We start from the raw sequence: 14,993 nt of genomic DNA, 5'->3' as shown, positions 1-14,993 counted from the left end.
ACTATTGCGCCGCCTCAGACGCGTCATCCTCACGCTCCCATTTCAGAATTGGTGATCGTGCCGCGCGTGTTTCATCCATACGGCGCCGTGGCGCATTGATCGGGGCGGAAACGAAGTTCTGTTTGTTGCCGGCTTTGGCATCCATGGCGAGTTCGAGCATAATTTCACAAAACTGGTCAAGAGTCTGCTTGGACTCGCTCTCGGTCGGCTCGACAAGCATCGCTCCGTGTACCACAAGCGGAAAATACATCGTCATGGGATGGAAGCCCTTATCGATCAGGGCTTTGGCAAAATCGAGTGTGGACACGCCGGTCTGGTCAAGGAAGCTGTCGTCAAACAGGGCCTCGTGCATGCACGGGTATTGCGGATAAGGCACGGAAAACACCGACTGGAGCCGCGCCTTGATGTAATTTGCGTTGAGCACCGCGTCCTTGGCCGCTTGGGCGAGACCATCGCCACCATGGCTCAGCATGTAGGTCAAGGCGCGGACATACATGCCCATCTGGCCTTGAAAAGCGGTTATCCGCCCCAATGCCTGACCCTCACCATGCTCGACCAATTCCAGTCCGCCTTCAGAACGTCGCACGAACGGTACTGGTGCGAAGGGGGCTAACGCCGCTGACAACACAACAGGACCGGCGCCAGGCCCACCCCCACCATGGGGAGTCGAAAACGTCTTGTGCAAATTGATGTGCATGGCGTCGATGCCCAGATCGCCCGGTCGTACGACGCCCATGATGGCGTTGAAGTTGGCGCCATCGCAGTAAAAGAATGCGCCGGCGTCATGCACCGCCTGGGCGATGTCGATGACCTGGGTTTCAAATAGACCGCATGTATTTGGATTGGTCAGCATGATCGCTGCCACATCATCGGAGAGTGCATTGCGCACCGCCTCGGCATCGACCGTGCCATCTGCTCTTGCAGGAATAGCCCTGACGCTATAGCCGAGAAATGCCGCCGTGGCCGGGTTGGTGCCGTGGGCGCTCTCGGGCACCAGTACAATCTTGCGATGGGCCTGCCCACGCGCTGCCTGCGCGGCCTTGATCGCCATCATGCCAAGCAGTTCACCGTGCGCACCGGCCTTTGGGCTGAGCGCAACAGCGGCGGTATTGGTCAATGTCATCAGCCAATGCGCCAATTGCTCCATCAACATCAGAGCACCCTGAACCGTCGATATCGGCTGCAGCGGATGGATATCGGCAAAGCCTGGCAAGCGCGCCATTTTCTCGTTGAGGCGTGGATTGTGCTTCATGGTGCACGAGCCCAAGGGGTACATGCCGCTATCGATGGAATAGTTGAGGCGCGACAGGCGTACATAGTGGCGCATGGCTTCCGGTTCGGTCAGGCCCGCCAGATCCAGTGGCATTTTTCGCCTGAAACCGCCTAAACGATCGGCCTTGAGGGTGACGTCGGGCAGATCTACACCTGAATGCTCGGTATCCCCGATTTCAAACAGCAAAGGTTCGTCGGGCAACAGGGCAGCGCCGCTCGAAGTCGAAGGGTTCACATTGGTGGTGCCGGTCGGACGACCTTGAGTATTCATGCTCATGGCAAGACCTCCTCCAGGGCGGATATGAGCCTCAGCAATGTTTGCATCGGTCGTTAGGCTCGGTTGCCGCCAATACCAGCAGATTTTCGAGTTCGGGACGCCCGGGCTCCAGTCGTGACACCGGCACGCCGGCCAAAATACCCCGCCCAGCCAATTGCTCGACGACCGGTTCGGCCGCAACGGGCAATCGAATGGTCATTTCGTTGAAGAAAGTGGCATTGAGCAATTCAACATTCTTAACAGTGCCCAGCGCGTCAGCCAGAGCGCAGGCGCGCTCATGGTTGAGCCGAGCCAACTTGACCAGCCCAGCTTCGCCCAGCAGGCCGAGATGAATGGAAAAGGCCAGCGCACATAAACCGGAATTGGTGCAGATGTTGGAGGTCGCCTTCTCGCGACGGATATGCTGCTCGCGCGTTGATAGCGTCAACACGAACCCGCGATTACCGTCAGCGTCGACGGTTTCGCCGCAAACACGGCCAGGCATCTGCCGAACAAATTGCTGGCGCGTCGCCATCAGGCCCAGATAGGGCCCGCCGAAATTGAGCGCATTGCCGATCGACTGCCCTTCGGCCACCACAATATCGGCGCCATAGGCGCCGGGTGCTTCGAGCAGGCCTAGCGACACGATTTCGGTGACCACCACGATGAGCAGTGCACCCTTGGCATGGGCAACGGCGGCGGCGGTCTCGATATTGCGCAAGTGCCCGTAAAAGTCCGGCGTCTGCACAACGATCGCTGCGGTTTGGTCGTCGATGCGGTCGAGAATATCACCTTGGCCTTCGGGCGAGGCGTCCAGACAGACGAGATCGGCATCGTCCTTGAGATAACCGCACACAACATCGCGATAATGCGGGTGCAAGCCGCCCGAGAGCAGAACCTTATTGCGTCGGGTCAGGCGACGGGCCATCAGCACTGCCTCGGCGGTGCCGGTCGAGCCATCATATAGCGAGGCATTGGCGACATCCATGCCGGTCAGCTTGGCGACCTGGGTCTGAAACTCGAACAGCATTTGCAGGGTGCCCTGCGAAATTTCGGGTTGGTAGGGGGTATAGGCGGTCAACCATTCCGAGCGCTGGATCAGATGATCAACGGTCGCCGGTACATGATGGCGATAGGCCCCTGCCCCGACAAAAAACGGACCGTCTCCGGCAGCGTGGTTCTGGCTGGCCAATCCACGCATATGGGCTTCAACCAGAAATTCGGGACTGTGACGGGGTAGATCGAGGCCGCTCGATCGCATCGCGGCGGCCGGAACCACGCTAAAAAGCGCTTCAATCGACTGGGCGCCGATGGCGGCCAGCATATCGGCGCGTTCAGCATCGGAATGGGGAAGGTAACGCATAAATTGGCCTTGTTTATTGGCGTGGACAGCGGCGTCGGCTGGCGTCCTACTTTGTCAGTGCGGCGTAGTCGGTTTCACCCAGCAGACCGTCGAGGCTCGCTCGGGTTGCTCAATTGTATCTTGAACATCCAGCCAGCGCTGTGTGGATCCTGATTGACCAGGCCGGGCTCGCTGTTGAGCGCGGTATTGATTTCGGTCACGGTGCCCGAAACCGGCGCGTAGATTTCCGAAGCGGCCTTGACGCTTTCAACCACGGCGGCCTCGTCACCCTTGTTCAAAACCTTGCCGATGCCGGGCAGTTCGACAAAAACGATGTCGCCCAACTGCTCCTGGGCAAAAAGCGTAATGCCGACGGTGCCGGTGGCGCCTTCGATGCGGATATATTCGTGGTCGGTGGTGTATTTGGTGGTCATGGCGTCCTCGATGAGCGCGAAATAGCAATTACGGCTTTGGTTTGCGGAAATAGCGATGGGGAACAAAGGGGGTGTCGGCGACCTCGGCACGCTGCGTGCGCCCGCGCACTGCAACACCAAGGATGGTGCCAGGTGTGGCAAGCGTGGGTGGCACGAAACCCAATGCTATGGCGCGTCCCAAGGTCGGTGAAAAGCCGCCACTGGTAATCGTGCCCACAATATTATCCTCGCCGTCGAGAATGTCGGCGCCCTCACGCGCAGGGGCTCCCTCAACGAACAGACCAATGCGAATGCGGCTTAGATCGCCGCCATGCTCTTTTGATATGCGGTTAGCACCCGGAAAATCACCGGCTTCGCGACGGCGCTTGGAGACCGCAAACCCCATTCCGGCTTCGGTTGGCGAGACCGTTTCGTCCAGATCATGCCCATATAGCGGCAATCCGGCCTCCAGCCGCAGGCTATCACGGGCACCGAGGCCAATGGGCTTGACGCGCTCATCGCTGAGCAATTTGTCCCAGAACGCTTCGGCAAATTCGGCCGCAACCAGAATTTCAAAGCCATCTTCGCCTGTGTATCCAGAACGTGCAATGGTCAAGGTCGTCCCGTTCCAGGCAAACGATCCATAGTTCATGAAGCCGAGATCGGTCGCCGCGGGGACAATGGTGCCCATGATTTGGACCGCGTCGGGCCCTTGTAGTGCCAATAGCGCACCATTGTCGGCGCGGTTAAGCGTGGCCCTGCCCTGAGCAGCAGCGGCGATGCGGGAAAAATCGGCGTCCTTGGTGCCGGCATTAACGACAATATAGAGTGAGCCTGCCTGTTCGGGCGCTGCCGGACGGGCGATCATCAGATCATCAAGTGCACCGCCCGTTTCGTTGAGCAGCAGCGTGTAGCGGATCTGACCGGGCTTGAGATTGGTGATATCGCCGCAAATCAGCGGCTCGACCAGCGCGGCGATGGCTTTGTGATCGGCCTCAACGTCACCGCTCTTCTGGTTAATCTGGAGAAAGCAGGGCCCCATGTGGGAAACGTCAAACAGGCCGGCATGCTGGCGTGTCCAGTTATGTTCAGCCATGATGCCGCTGGGATATTGCACGGGCAACCCGTAACCGGCAAACGGCACGATGCGACCACCCAAGGTCTGATGGCGGCCGGATAGCGGTGTGGTCTTAAGCTCGGCACTTGGTGTTTCGGCCATTGGGGACAGGCTCCGGATGGTGACACGATCAAACTCGCCCTATGGCGACTTCCGTGCCCCCCTGTCCTGATCACCTGAGAGATTTCCCGGCTACTGTCCGGTTGCTCCGTCGGTGGGACGTCGCCAAGAGCGCGTCCGCTTTCCAGAGTTCATGCTGAGCCGAAGCCCGGGCTGCGGTCCTTTTGCCTGAGAGTTTCCGGGGCGGTTGCTCCTTCGGCGCTGGAGAAACCCAGTCTCTCCCGCAGTGCGTGCAACATGTGTCAGAAATGCGCAAAGGTCAATCTGCGCCGGGATTTGACCACAAGATTGGCGCCGCAACGCACTATCGCCCAATCGGCGGCACACCGCTATTACATGGTGACGCTAGCGTCTGGTATCGAACCCAACCCAGATGGTCACATCGTCGCCGGCCAGATAAGGAATGGCTACATCGTTGATGACCTTGACAAATTGCTGCGTCTCGCTGCCCGCCAAGGCGACATCAATGTTGAACTTTTCGGAGTAAACGGCTTGCCCGTTGCGCTCAATGGCGAAACGCAGCGGCACTTTCACCGATGTCTGCTTGCCAGATGGCCCAAGCAGAACCCGGCCGACCGCTCCCATATTGACGTTAATTCGACCGTTGGAAACAATGCAGTTGCGGGTCGCCTCATCAATTACGCCCTGATAGTTGAGCGCATTGGGATTTCCCACCTTGCCGCTACCATAATAGTACATCGCCTCGCCGCCGGGGCGAACCTTAATTGGCGGGCATTGGGTGGCGATGGCCGGCAGTGCGCTGGCTTGCGCTTGAGCGATCTGGGCGGGTGATGCGGTGGTGTTTGCCAGTTCCGCATTGGTCTTGGCGGCTTCGGCCCCACCACCGAACATCGGTCCCATCGAACAGCCTGCCAAAACAGCTGCAAATGCACCACCGACGGCCAGACGCGCGGCAAGGTTCAATAAAGTCATCCGCATCGGTCGCTCTCCTTGGGTGGGCGCCTTATACATGGGTTGATTCCAGCGCCATCAGCACGGCGGGAGCACCGCTCGCAGATACGCCCGGTCCATCCTCAACAAAAACAGATTGCACCAGTCCATCCCGGATCACCAGAGCCGCCCGTTGAAAACGCTTGCCCATATTGGCGCCGGACTTGTCCTGATCGAGCCCCAGCGCGGTGGCCAGATCGCCATTGCCATCGGCGACAAAATCAATATGACCGAGCGCTTGCGTGTTTTCCGCCCACGCTTTCATCACGAAGTGATCATTTACCGAGGCGCAAACGATGCGGTTGACACCGGCGGCGGCCAATTTTTGGGCATTGGCGAGAAATCCGGGCAAATGATTGACGTGGCAGGTGGGGGTAAACGCCCCTGGGACTGAAAAGAAGACAACCGTGCCAGTGCTCAGGACCGCGTCAGCAGTTGTATCGGAGATGCCATCGGCATCGACAAGTTTTATCGCTACTGAGGGTATGGCGTCGCCGCGTTCTACCATGAAATCTTCTGCCCCTGATTGCCAGCCGGGTCGATCACATCAACAACGCGTCGATCCAGAATTTTGTATCTACTCGGATAAGCGGCTTTGCCCCCGCTGGCAAGCGATCAGCGACACGCAGCCCTAGACAACAGGGGAATGGCGCTACGGTCCGACGACCTGCGTTACTTCGAACGCCCCCATATCGGTCATGAATGAGAGCCTGAACGGGCAATGATTTCAAGGCCTTTTCGTCAAACTTTCCCAAGATTGGCAGCAGCACTACGTTGGGTTCCGGGCTTTTTTGCGGCGCACCGAACAAGGGGTCGCCTGTTTGGGTGGCGGCGATCATTGTGGCTGGATCGATCGCGGGATCGGCCAAACGCACCGCGATTGATTTGAGGTCGGGGCGATATGCGACATTGGCAATGGCGGGTGGATGGTCGTTGGGCCAATCGATAGGGGCTTCTGCAACCGCCTGGCGAATGCGCAAACCGTTGGCGCTGTCTGGTCGGTCCGATTGCAGCGGCAGGGCAAAACTGGCCTGCGCTGGCACACAGATGTCCGAACAGATGCCCAATGTCACTGTCAGGTCCAACTCGGGTGCGGCCCCTGAGGTTGCAATGGCGATGGGCAACAATGTATCGCCCCAATAGACAAAATCGGTGTAGCCATCGGCGACCTGAATGCTTGGATGTGGCCAGATGAAGTTTTCGGCGTTAACGCCGACCGAGCCTGTTGCGTCCAGTTGTGCCGGAATGCCACTCTGGCCGGGGATACGCCAATAGGTTCGGGTGTTTGGGGGCATGGTTATTTCGAGCCCCACCATGGTTTGGCCATCGCTTTTTATCTGGCCGGAGGAGACAAGTCGCAATTTTACGTCGGGGGCCACCTCCTGCCATGCGGTCTCTGCCGCAATGGTAGTCGTTGCGGGAAGCAGGGCGAAAATCAGGACGGTCAGCGCTTTCATGATATTGCCCATACAACACCCCGCTCGTAACCGCCAGCGTCCGCATGATCATGGCTTCGTGAAGGGGTTGCGTGTCGCCTCGGGCGCCTGGCGGGTTGGCATATGGGCTGCCCCGTCCTAGAATATCGGCATGAGTACGCTTGAAGGATGTTTTTTGGTGGCCATGCCCGCCATGGCAGACGAACGTTTCAGTGGCAGTGTGATTTATGTCATCAACCACTCCGACGAGGGGGCGATGGGTATCATCGTCAACCAGCCTTTCAAGGATTTGGCGTTTGCCGATATTATGGATGAACTCGAACTCGGCGACCCCGATGCGATTATTAGACTACCGGATGGGATCCGTGACCGAATGGTGATGAGCGGCGGGCCGGTCGAACGCGGTCGGGGATTTGTGCTGCACACGCCCGATTTCAAGAGCGACAATACTTTTCCCGCCTCCAATGAGGTCTGTCTGACGGCCACGCTGGACGTGTTGCGGGCGATGGCATTTGGACCGGCGCCCAAGGCATCCCTGCTGGCGCTGGGGTGCAGTGGCTGGGGGCCGGGACAGCTGGAAACGGAAATATTGGAGAACGGTTGGCTAACCGTACCGTTTTCATCAGATCTGCTGTTTGAGGTGCCCGTTGAGGAACGCTATGACGCGGCGCTGGCCAAATTGCATATCACACGCGCCAGCCTGTCCACAGAGGCTGGTCGGGCCTGATTGCGGCGATGGTCCGCTCGGGCCTCAGCGGGCCAGTTGCGCGCTTAGCTGTTTTGAAAATTCTGATGCCGACATCGCCGCCCCAAAGGCGAAGCCCTGAGCATATCTGCAATTGAGCCTGGCGTAGCCGTTCAATTTCGTCGAGCGTCTCCACGCCCTCTGCAATGACCAGCAGATCGAGATCGTTGGCGAGCGCGACCACGGCGCGAATGATGGGGACCTGCGTGGGCGCGGCGCCATTAGTGTCACTGATCTGGACGAAATCGGCCGGTATCTTGATTGTGTCGAAGGGAAAGCGATGCAGGTAACTCAGTGATGAATGGCCTGTGCCAAAGTCATCCAGCGCCAGTCCCAGTCCCAAATTGCGCAAGGCTTCGAGCATGAATGCGGAATGTTCGGGGTTGGTCATGATCTGGGACTCGGTGAGCTCCATCTTCAAATGGCCGGCAATCCCCGGGTTCTGCTTCACCAAGGCACGGATATCGTTGAGCAGGGTCTCGGTGGCCAGCTGCGTGGGCGACATATTGACCGAAATGAAAAAGCTTTCAGGCAGGCCGTGATTCTGGTGCATCCAGTCGCGCGTATGGTAGGCCGCCTGTTCGAAGGCGATCCGGCCCAGTTTCTCTATCTGGCCGGAGCGCTCGGCCAGCGCTATAAATTCTTCTGGCGGTACGATGCCGCGCGTTGGATGGTTCCAGCGCATCAAGGCTTCGGCGCCCGCGATTTGACCCGAAATAATGTCCATGATCGGCTGGAACTGGACCTGCAACTCGCCCTGCTTCATGCCGCGCTCAAGATCTTCCTCATTGGCGCGATTATAGGCCGAGATGGAACGGGCAGAGGCGCGGTACGCCTCGATCCGGTCCCCACCCAGACGTTTGGCATAATACATGGCCAGTTCAGCATCGCGCAGGACATCGGCGGCGCTTGCAGGATTGCTGTCATAGATTGTGACGCCAATCGAAGCGGACAGGGCCAGGTCCCGGTCACCGAAATTGAAGGGCGCCTTGAGGGCCTTGCGGATTTGTTCAGCGGTATCGGCAATCTTGGCCGCAGCCAGTTCCGAGGACAGAATGACGGCGAACTGGTCGCCGCCAATCCGCGCCACGGTATCGAGCGGGCGCATAATTCGACTGATCCGGCGCGAGACTGCCAGCAGCACGCTATCGGCAGCCGAGTGGCCAACGCGTTCCTCAAGCTCCATGAAGCGATCAATATCGATCAGGAACACGGCGGGCTTGACCCCGTTCGGCGTGCGCGCGCGCACAAGCGCCCGTTCCAGTCGATCAAGCAGCAATTGCTTGTTGGGCAGGCCCGTTAAACTGTCATGGACAGCATCATGCAGCAATCGCGCCCGGGCGGCGCGATCCTCGGTTACATCCTGCAGGGTGCCGACGATGCGATTAACCTGTCCGTCGCCGCCGAGCACCGGTTTGACCCGCATACGGAACGAGCGATAATTGCCATCGTGCCCGGCAATGCGCATGTCCGAGGAGACTTTGCCGCGGCGAAGTTCGACCAGCGTATCAAAGGCGGTCCGAAACCGGTCACGATCCTCAGGATGAACGCGATCCAGCCAGCGCTTGATAGCGCCCCGCAGGGCACCGCGCTTTTCGCCCAGACGCGTCGCCAACTCGTCGCTGACCGAAACCCGATCACGCTCGATATTCCAGTCGAAGACAAAGTCGCCAGAGCCGGTGAGCGCCAGAGCGCGGCGTTCGACCTCCGACAGGGTGCCGATCGAGACTTGTCCTTCGGAAAATGCATGCTGTACGGCGGTAAAGCCCAACAGCATCACGACAAGCACCAGTCCACCGGCGACCGCGGGTTGGGCGATGTCGTTGGAGACGCGACCAGAAATGACCAGCCAGCTATAAAACAGCCAGGCGATGATAATGATCCAGGTTGGCACCAACAGCACCGCACGATCATAGCCGCGCACGGCGAGCAATATGATCAGCACCAGCCCTGACGCGCCCAGCAGCGCCAGCACCAGTCGGGCGATGGTGGCGGCGATGGCCGGTTGGAAAAATGCAAAGGCAAACAGCGCCAGAAACAGGGCCGCCAGTCCCAGCGCCAGGTGAATGAAGCGCAAATGCCATCGGTGCAAATTGAGATAGATGAACAAGAAGCCCGCAAGCGTTGTAGCGATACCGGCTTCTGATGCCGCCCTGATCGGCTGCATGGCGCCACTAGACAAGCCAAGCAAGCGTCCCAGAACGCTGAAATCGATCAGCAAATAGATCAATACTGCCCAGGCAAAGGCTGCTGTTGCCGGAAAAACGCCGCGGCCCTTGACCACAAACATGATGGTCAGGAAAACCGCCGCCAGCGAGGCAATCCCCAGGACCACACCGCGAAACAGCGTGAACGAATTGACATAGTCGCGATAGGCGTTGGGTTGCCAAAGATAGATTTCAGGCAATTGGCCAGAAGCCAGTTCAGCCACCAGCGTCACCGTGGCACCGGGGTCAATGGTTATTTCAAATACATCGGCTTCGCTATCGGCCAGCCGCACCGGCCTGATGCCCGCACTCGGAGTCAGGGCGGTGATGCGATCATTGCCAAGATCAGGTTGGAAAACACCCGAGCCGGGCAGGCGGAAAAACGGTGCCACCAACAGGCGTTCAATCTGCTGGTCGCTGTCATTGCGCAGCGCCAATAGTGCCCAGTCGGGATCTGTGCCGGGCTGGCTCGCCAACACCTCGATACGCCGGATAATGCCATCTTCACCCGGAGCGGTGGATAATTGAACGCGACCGCCGTCGGCGGGCCTGAGTTCGACGACGCTGGTCAGATTGACCGCGTTAACATTGTCAGGAACCGAAATAACCTCGAGGGCGCTGGCTGGCAGGTTGGTGGCCAACCCAAGCGATATGAACACCACGAGAGCAATTAAATGACGCATTAGGGGCGAATAAATCCTGCGGTGGGCTTCATTGTGAGGGTGACGCGAAGCTGTGCCGCGTCGGTGCGCCCCGCTGCGGGAGCAGTCCTTTGGTAGCGGGGTTTGCCAATATCGACAAGCGCCTGCTGGTGTTGCTAAAATGCAACTAAAATTGCTTCATATGCTTCTACTCGCTCAACGCTGATACCGGAAGCGCTCATAGCCCTCGCGTGTCAGGCCGAACAACACGTGGTCGGCCCATCGGCCGTCAATTTGAAGGTAGTTTTCGGCATAGCCTTCCTCAACGAAGCCGTTTTTTTCAAGAACCCGTCTAGAGGCCAAATTGCCCGGCAAGAAAGCGGCATGGACCCGGTGAAGATCCAGCGTATTGAAGACATAAGGCAGCGTGGTGGCAACGGCCTCCGTCATCAATCCACGGCCGGCATAATCCTGCCCCATCCAATAGCCCAAAGTGCAATGTTGCGCGGCGCGGCGGCGCACATTGGACAGCGTAATGCCGCCCACCAGTTTCTCGTGGGGGGAATCGGGCAGGAAAATAAAATATGAATAGTCGGTGCCCTCGTCAGCTTCCTGACGGGCGCGTTTGACCCGCGCTGCAAAGACCCGCTGGGCCAGATCCGCTTCGGTCCAACGGGGCTCGAACGGCCGCAGGAAGTCCCGGCTTTTAGACCGTAGGCCATACCAGGCTGCATAGTCGGTATAGGTCGGTGGGCGCAGCAACACCTGCTTGCCGCGCAGAAAGGGCGTCTTGTCGGGTGTCAGCCAGGACCAGGCCATCAGTAAACCGGCGCGCCATATAGCTTTGTCGTGATCGTCATCGTCCTTTACCGCTTGATCCGCTCACCAATGGCGTTGACATCTGCCAGATTGTCGATGGGTCCGATGCCGGCCAGCGAAATATCACCTGACATGAAAATCTGCTCGGCGACATCCTTGACCCGCTGGGCGGTGACGCGGTTGATACGGTCGACCGTTTCCAGCATGGGTATCGGGCGACCCCACAGGATTTGCTGTCGCGCCAATTGCCCGGCCCGCGCCGAGGGGCTTTCCAGCGACATCAACAGACCGGCGCGGATTTGATTGCGCACCCGCACCACTTCGTCGTCGGAAATTGTCTGGGTCGCGCGGCGCAACTCGTCTACGACCACCGGCATGAGTTCGCCGACCTCGTCCTCACCGGTGGCGGCGGCGACGCCGAAGACGCCGCTGTCGGCGAAAGCCCAGTGGAAGGCATAGACCGAATAGCATAGCCCGCGTTTTTCCCGCACTTCCTGAAACAGTCGGGAACTCATGCCGCCCCCCAGAATGGAGGCCAGGATCTGGGCGGCGTAAAATCCGTCCGAATTGTAGGCCCGCCCTTCGAACCCCAAAACGATATGGGCCTGCTCATGGTCGGAAAACAGCCGCTCCTGGCCGCCCTTATATTCGGCTCGCTGCGGGGCTGGTGATCCATTGGGTTTGAGGTCAGCAAAGCGGTTTTCGGCCACTCGTACCAATTGATCGTGATCGACATTGCCCGCTGCGGCCATGACCATATGATCGCCGACATAGTTGCGGTTCATATATTTGCGGATGGTTTCAGGCTTGAACTCGCGTACCGATTCAACCGTACCCAATATTGTGCGTCCGATCGGCTGCTCGGGAAACGCCGCTTCCTGAAACAGATCGAAGACATGATCGTCGGGATTGTCACGCGCCGCGCCGATCTCCTGCACGATCACCTGCTGTTCGCGCTCCAGTTCGTGTTCGTCAAACAGGGAATTTTGTAAAATGTCGGACAGGATGTCGGCGGCCAGCACCACGTCTTCTTTGAGCACGCGGGCAAAATAACCAGTATGTTCGATGGAGGTCGCCGCGTTCAGGTCGCCGCCAACATTTTCGATGGCCTCAGCAATTTCGAGCGCCGTACGGGATTGCGTACCCTTGAAGGCCATGTGTTCAAGCAGGTGGGAGATGCCATGTTCGCTCTTGCGTTCAGAGCGAGCGCCAGCCTTGACCCATACGCCCAATGAGGCGCTTTCGAGGTGGGGCATGTTGTCGGTGAGTACGACCACGCCGTTGGCGAGGGTTGTTGATCTTACGCTCACTTATCCTCCTCGCACCGTGCCCCTAAGCTGGACTTTGGCGCACCGTTTCTCAATCGCGCGCCGGGCACGCTGCATTCAGACGCGTGTTCGCGTCGCAATAAAGTCTTCGACCGCTTTTTGGTCATTGGCAAGAACGCTAAGGCGTTCAGGGCGCTGGTGCAAATCGGCCAGCCAAAGCGGCAAACTCGGTTCCACGCCCATCGCTTCCTTGACGGCTGCGGGGAACTTGGCTGGATGGGCGGTCGCCAATGTGATCATCGGCACCATCGGGTCACGCAAGCGCTGGGCAACTTGCACGCCAACGGCTGTATGGGGATCGAGCGTATAGCCATTTTCCCTGAAGATACTGGCAATCACGGATTTGGTGGCCGCCTCGTCGCTGGTTGCGGCGGCAAAGTCAGCGCGGATGGCGGCGATGGTGTTTTCGGGCAGGGCAAAGCCTGAGGATTGTTTGAGACTATTCATCATGGCCAGCACCGCCTTGGCATCCCGACCCGATGCCTCGAACAGCAGTCGTTCGAAATTTGAGGATATCTCGATATCCATGGATGGGCTGATGGTGGGATGAACGCCCGCCATTTCGTAGCGTCCGTTCTTGAGCGTGCGGGCAAGAATGTCGTTGGCATTGGTGGCAATGACCAGCCGATCAATCGGTAGTCCCATGCGCTTGGCCGCATAGCCGGCGAAAATATCGCCAAAATTGCCTGTGGGCACTGTAAAGGAGACCCGACGTGATGGGCTGCCCAGCGATACAGCGGCGGTGAAGTAATAAACGATCTGGGCAACGATCCGTCCCCAATTGATCGAATTGACGCCCGAAAGCCGCACATTGTCACGGAATTGATGATTGTTGAACATGGCTTTGACACTGTTCTGACAGTCGTCAAAAGTGCCTTCCAAGGCAATATTATGCACGTTGGCGTCGAGCACGGTCGTCATTTGCAAACGTTGTACCGGCGAGGTTCTGCCCTGCGGATGCAGAATGAAGATGTCGGTGGTGTCACGTCCCCTGAAAGCCTCGATTGCGGCTGATCCGGTGTCGCCCGAGGTCGCGCCGACAATGGTTGCGCGCAAGCCCCGCTCGCTCAGAATGTGATCCATCACACGACTGAGAAACTGCATGGCGACGTCCTTGAACGCCAGCGTCGGGCCGTGAAACAGTTCGAGCAGAAAGTGGTTAGGTGACAGTTCGTTCAGTGGGGCCACCGAGACATGGCGAAATGGCGAATAGGCCCCGTCAATGATGGACTTCAATGCGTCAGCGCCAATGTCATCGCCAACAAAACGCGAGATTATGGCAAATGCCACGTCGGGGTACCGCTTGCCGGCAAAGGCGGCGATTTCCGCAGCGGTGAACTGGGGCCATTCCCGCGGCACATAAAGACCACCGTCGGCAGCAAGCCCGGCCAAAATAGCGTCCGAGAAACCGAGTATGGGCGCCTGGCCTCGCGTAGATACAAACTGCATTGAGGGAATTTGCCCTTTTGGATTGTGTGCAAACTAGTCAAAGCGCGGCTGCGCCGCAAGTTCTGTGCCTCAGCCTGTTGACGAGCCCTTGGGGTGCCGTTGCCGCCACAACCAGAAAAGCAGCATTACCGGTGCGACAATGGCGAAGCCGTACCAGGTCAATGCATAGCCAAAATGGTTGTTTGGGAACTCAACGACAGTACGTCCCCCCAACGGCAAGACACCTTCCGGCCCGGCGGGCAGATCGAGATAAAATGGCGCGACTGGGGCCAATCCTTTATCCACCATGGCGGCCATTCGGGCGGGGTCGCGGACCCAATCGATCCGGTCAACTGCGTTGGCTTGCGGGGTAAACATGCTGACACCGGCGCTGGGTCGGGCAACGCCTTCGATTGTAACCGCGCCCGCAGGCGTTGCCGGATCATTGGCGTATTGGTCGGCGACCGCCTCGGGGACAAAACCGCGATTGACAAACACCGCCCCGCCCTCAGGCAATACGAGCGGCGTCATGACCCAATAGCCCGGTCCCGAAATATCGCCAACGCCATTTTCCAGGCTGGTGAATACCCGAACTGTCTGGTCTGGCCGATAGGTGCCGGTTACCTCGAGTGGGGTAAAATTGAGGGCGCCGGTATCCAGACTTGGCCATTGGGCCGGACCGGGAAATGGCTGGGCAGGTTGGTGCAGCCGGGTTTCGACAGCGGCCACCAGCGCCTCTTTTTCGCCCAGGCGATGCAGCTGCCAGTTGCCAAGAAACACAAAGACGACTGTCAGGACCAGCATGAGGGCAACGAACGCCCATTGTTTGAACGATAGTGCGGACCAAGCTGCGGGCAATTTCGTGTCCTGTCAAAAAGTTGGGGCGCGGCTGATGCCGCGCCCCGAAAATCCCATAAC

13 protein-coding genes and 2 riboswitches are annotated in these 14,993 nt (G+C 58.7%); of the genes, 1 reads left to right on the top strand and 12 read right to left on the bottom strand.

Annotated features, from left to right (window positions below; genetic code table 11):
• Position 1: 1 nt before the first annotated feature.
• The 7 genes from gcvPB to PSQ19_RS18305 all read right to left on the bottom strand — a co-directional run bounded on the left by gcvPB (position 2) and on the right by PSQ19_RS18305 (position 6,928).
• Positions 2-1,549 (bottom strand): aminomethyl-transferring glycine dehydrogenase subunit GcvPB, encoded by a 1,548-nt coding sequence (gene gcvPB / locus PSQ19_RS18335; protein ID WP_282218924.1) that lies wholly within the window; start codon positions 1,547-1,549, stop codon positions 2-4.
• A gap of 31 nt (positions 1,550-1,580) precedes the next feature.
• Positions 1,581-2,891, bottom strand: coding sequence for an aminomethyl-transferring glycine dehydrogenase subunit GcvPA (gene gcvPA, locus PSQ19_RS18330; RefSeq protein WP_282218923.1), 1,311 nt, complete (start codon positions 2,889-2,891; stop codon positions 1,581-1,583).
• 74 nt (positions 2,892-2,965) lie between these two features.
• Positions 2,966-3,304, bottom strand: a complete 339-nt coding sequence (gene gcvH, locus PSQ19_RS18325) for a glycine cleavage system protein GcvH (RefSeq protein ID WP_407649040.1) — start codon at positions 3,302-3,304, stop codon at positions 2,966-2,968.
• A gap of 28 nt (positions 3,305-3,332) precedes the next feature.
• Positions 3,333-4,502: a glycine cleavage system aminomethyltransferase GcvT gene (gene gcvT, locus PSQ19_RS18320; protein ID WP_282218922.1), complete on the bottom strand. Its 1,170-nt coding sequence runs from the start codon at positions 4,500-4,502 to the stop codon at positions 3,333-3,335.
• A gap of 51 nt (positions 4,503-4,553) precedes the next feature.
• A riboswitch (glycine riboswitch) is annotated at positions 4,554-4,658 on the bottom strand.
• 8 nt (positions 4,659-4,666) lie between these two features.
• Positions 4,667-4,754, bottom strand: a riboswitch (glycine riboswitch).
• Between the two features lie 111 nt (positions 4,755-4,865).
• The gene (locus PSQ19_RS18315) at positions 4,866-5,492 is read right to left on the bottom strand and encodes a hypothetical protein (RefSeq protein WP_282218921.1); all 627 of its coding nucleotides are present in this window, start codon (positions 5,490-5,492) and stop codon (positions 4,866-4,868) included.
• Positions 5,485-5,979, bottom strand: coding sequence for a peroxiredoxin (locus PSQ19_RS18310; RefSeq protein ID WP_282218920.1), 495 nt, complete (start codon positions 5,977-5,979; stop codon positions 5,485-5,487). The genes PSQ19_RS18315 and PSQ19_RS18310 overlap by 8 nt, the downstream gene beginning before the upstream one ends.
• A 34-nt stretch (positions 5,980-6,013) precedes the next feature.
• Positions 6,014-6,928, bottom strand: a complete 915-nt coding sequence (locus PSQ19_RS18305; RefSeq protein ID WP_282218919.1) for a protein-disulfide reductase DsbD domain-containing protein — start codon at positions 6,926-6,928, stop codon at positions 6,014-6,016.
• Between the two features lie 130 nt (positions 6,929-7,058).
• Here PSQ19_RS18305 and PSQ19_RS18300 point away from each other — a divergent pair, with 130 nt between their 5' ends.
• A complete protein-coding gene (locus PSQ19_RS18300) occupies positions 7,059-7,634 on the top strand; it encodes a YqgE/AlgH family protein (protein WP_282218918.1) in 576 nt (191 codons plus the stop codon).
• Here PSQ19_RS18300 and PSQ19_RS18295 read toward each other — a convergent pair.
• The 5 genes from PSQ19_RS18295 to PSQ19_RS18275 all read right to left on the bottom strand — a co-directional run bounded on the left by PSQ19_RS18295 (position 7,594) and on the right by PSQ19_RS18275 (position 14,933).
• Positions 7,594-10,542: an EAL domain-containing protein gene (locus PSQ19_RS18295; protein WP_282218917.1), complete on the bottom strand. Its 2,949-nt coding sequence runs from the start codon at positions 10,540-10,542 to the stop codon at positions 7,594-7,596. The two genes, PSQ19_RS18300 and PSQ19_RS18295, sit on opposite strands and share 41 nt — an antisense overlap.
• Positions 10,543-10,716: 174 nt before the next feature.
• Positions 10,717-11,319: a GNAT family N-acetyltransferase gene (locus tag PSQ19_RS18290; protein ID WP_282218916.1), complete on the bottom strand. Its 603-nt coding sequence runs from the start codon at positions 11,317-11,319 to the stop codon at positions 10,717-10,719.
• Positions 11,320-11,366: 47 nt separating this feature from the next.
• Positions 11,367-12,629, bottom strand: coding sequence for a M16 family metallopeptidase (locus PSQ19_RS18285; protein ID WP_282218915.1), 1,263 nt, complete (start codon positions 12,627-12,629; stop codon positions 11,367-11,369).
• Between the two features lie 75 nt (positions 12,630-12,704).
• Positions 12,705-14,096 (bottom strand): threonine synthase, encoded by a 1,392-nt coding sequence (gene thrC / locus PSQ19_RS18280; RefSeq protein ID WP_282218914.1) that lies wholly within the window; start codon positions 14,094-14,096, stop codon positions 12,705-12,707.
• Between the two features lie 69 nt (positions 14,097-14,165).
• A complete protein-coding gene (locus PSQ19_RS18275; RefSeq protein ID WP_282218913.1) occupies positions 14,166-14,933 on the bottom strand; it encodes an SURF1 family protein in 768 nt (255 codons plus the stop codon).
• Positions 14,934-14,993 lie beyond the last annotated feature (60 nt).

Source organism: Devosia algicola (assembly GCF_028816455.1).
In the GTDB taxonomy this organism is placed as follows: Bacteria; Pseudomonadota; Alphaproteobacteria; order Rhizobiales; family Devosiaceae; genus Devosia; species Devosia algicola.
This window is presented reverse-complemented; position numbering and strand designations above follow the sequence as displayed.

What these genes read in the sequence shown, in the direction of transcription:
- PSQ19_RS18300 (WP_282218918.1), top strand. Translation starts at nt 7,059, where the DNA reads ATGAGTACGCTTGAAGGATGTTTTTTGGTGGCCATGCCCGCCATGGCA.
- thrC (WP_282218914.1), bottom strand. Translation starts at nt 14,096, where the DNA reads ATGCAGTTTGTATCTACGCGAGGCCAGGCGCCCATACTCGGTTTCTCG.
- gcvPA (WP_282218923.1), bottom strand. Translation starts at nt 2,891, where the DNA reads ATGCGTTACCTTCCCCATTCCGATGCTGAACGCGCCGATATGCTGGCC.
- PSQ19_RS18305 (WP_282218919.1), bottom strand. Translation starts at nt 6,928, where the DNA reads ATGAAAGCGCTGACCGTCCTGATTTTCGCCCTGCTTCCCGCAACGACT.
- gcvT (WP_282218922.1), bottom strand. Translation starts at nt 4,502, where the DNA reads ATGGCCGAAACACCAAGTGCCGAGCTTAAGACCACACCGCTATCCGGC.
- gcvH (WP_407649040.1), bottom strand. Translation starts at nt 3,304, where the DNA reads ATGACCACCAAATACACCACCGACCACGAATATATCCGCATCGAAGGC.
- PSQ19_RS18310 (WP_282218920.1), bottom strand. Translation starts at nt 5,979, where the DNA reads ATGGTAGAACGCGGCGACGCCATACCCTCAGTAGCGATAAAACTTGTC.
- PSQ19_RS18295 (WP_282218917.1), bottom strand. Translation starts at nt 10,542, where the DNA reads ATGCGTCATTTAATTGCTCTCGTGGTGTTCATATCGCTTGGGTTGGCC.
- gcvPB (WP_282218924.1), bottom strand. Translation starts at nt 1,549, where the DNA reads ATGAGCATGAATACTCAAGGTCGTCCGACCGGCACCACCAATGTGAAC.
- PSQ19_RS18315 (WP_282218921.1), bottom strand. Translation starts at nt 5,492, where the DNA reads ATGTATAAGGCGCCCACCCAAGGAGAGCGACCGATGCGGATGACTTTA.
- PSQ19_RS18290 (WP_282218916.1), bottom strand. Translation starts at nt 11,319, where the DNA reads ATGGCCTGGTCCTGGCTGACACCCGACAAGACGCCCTTTCTGCGCGGC.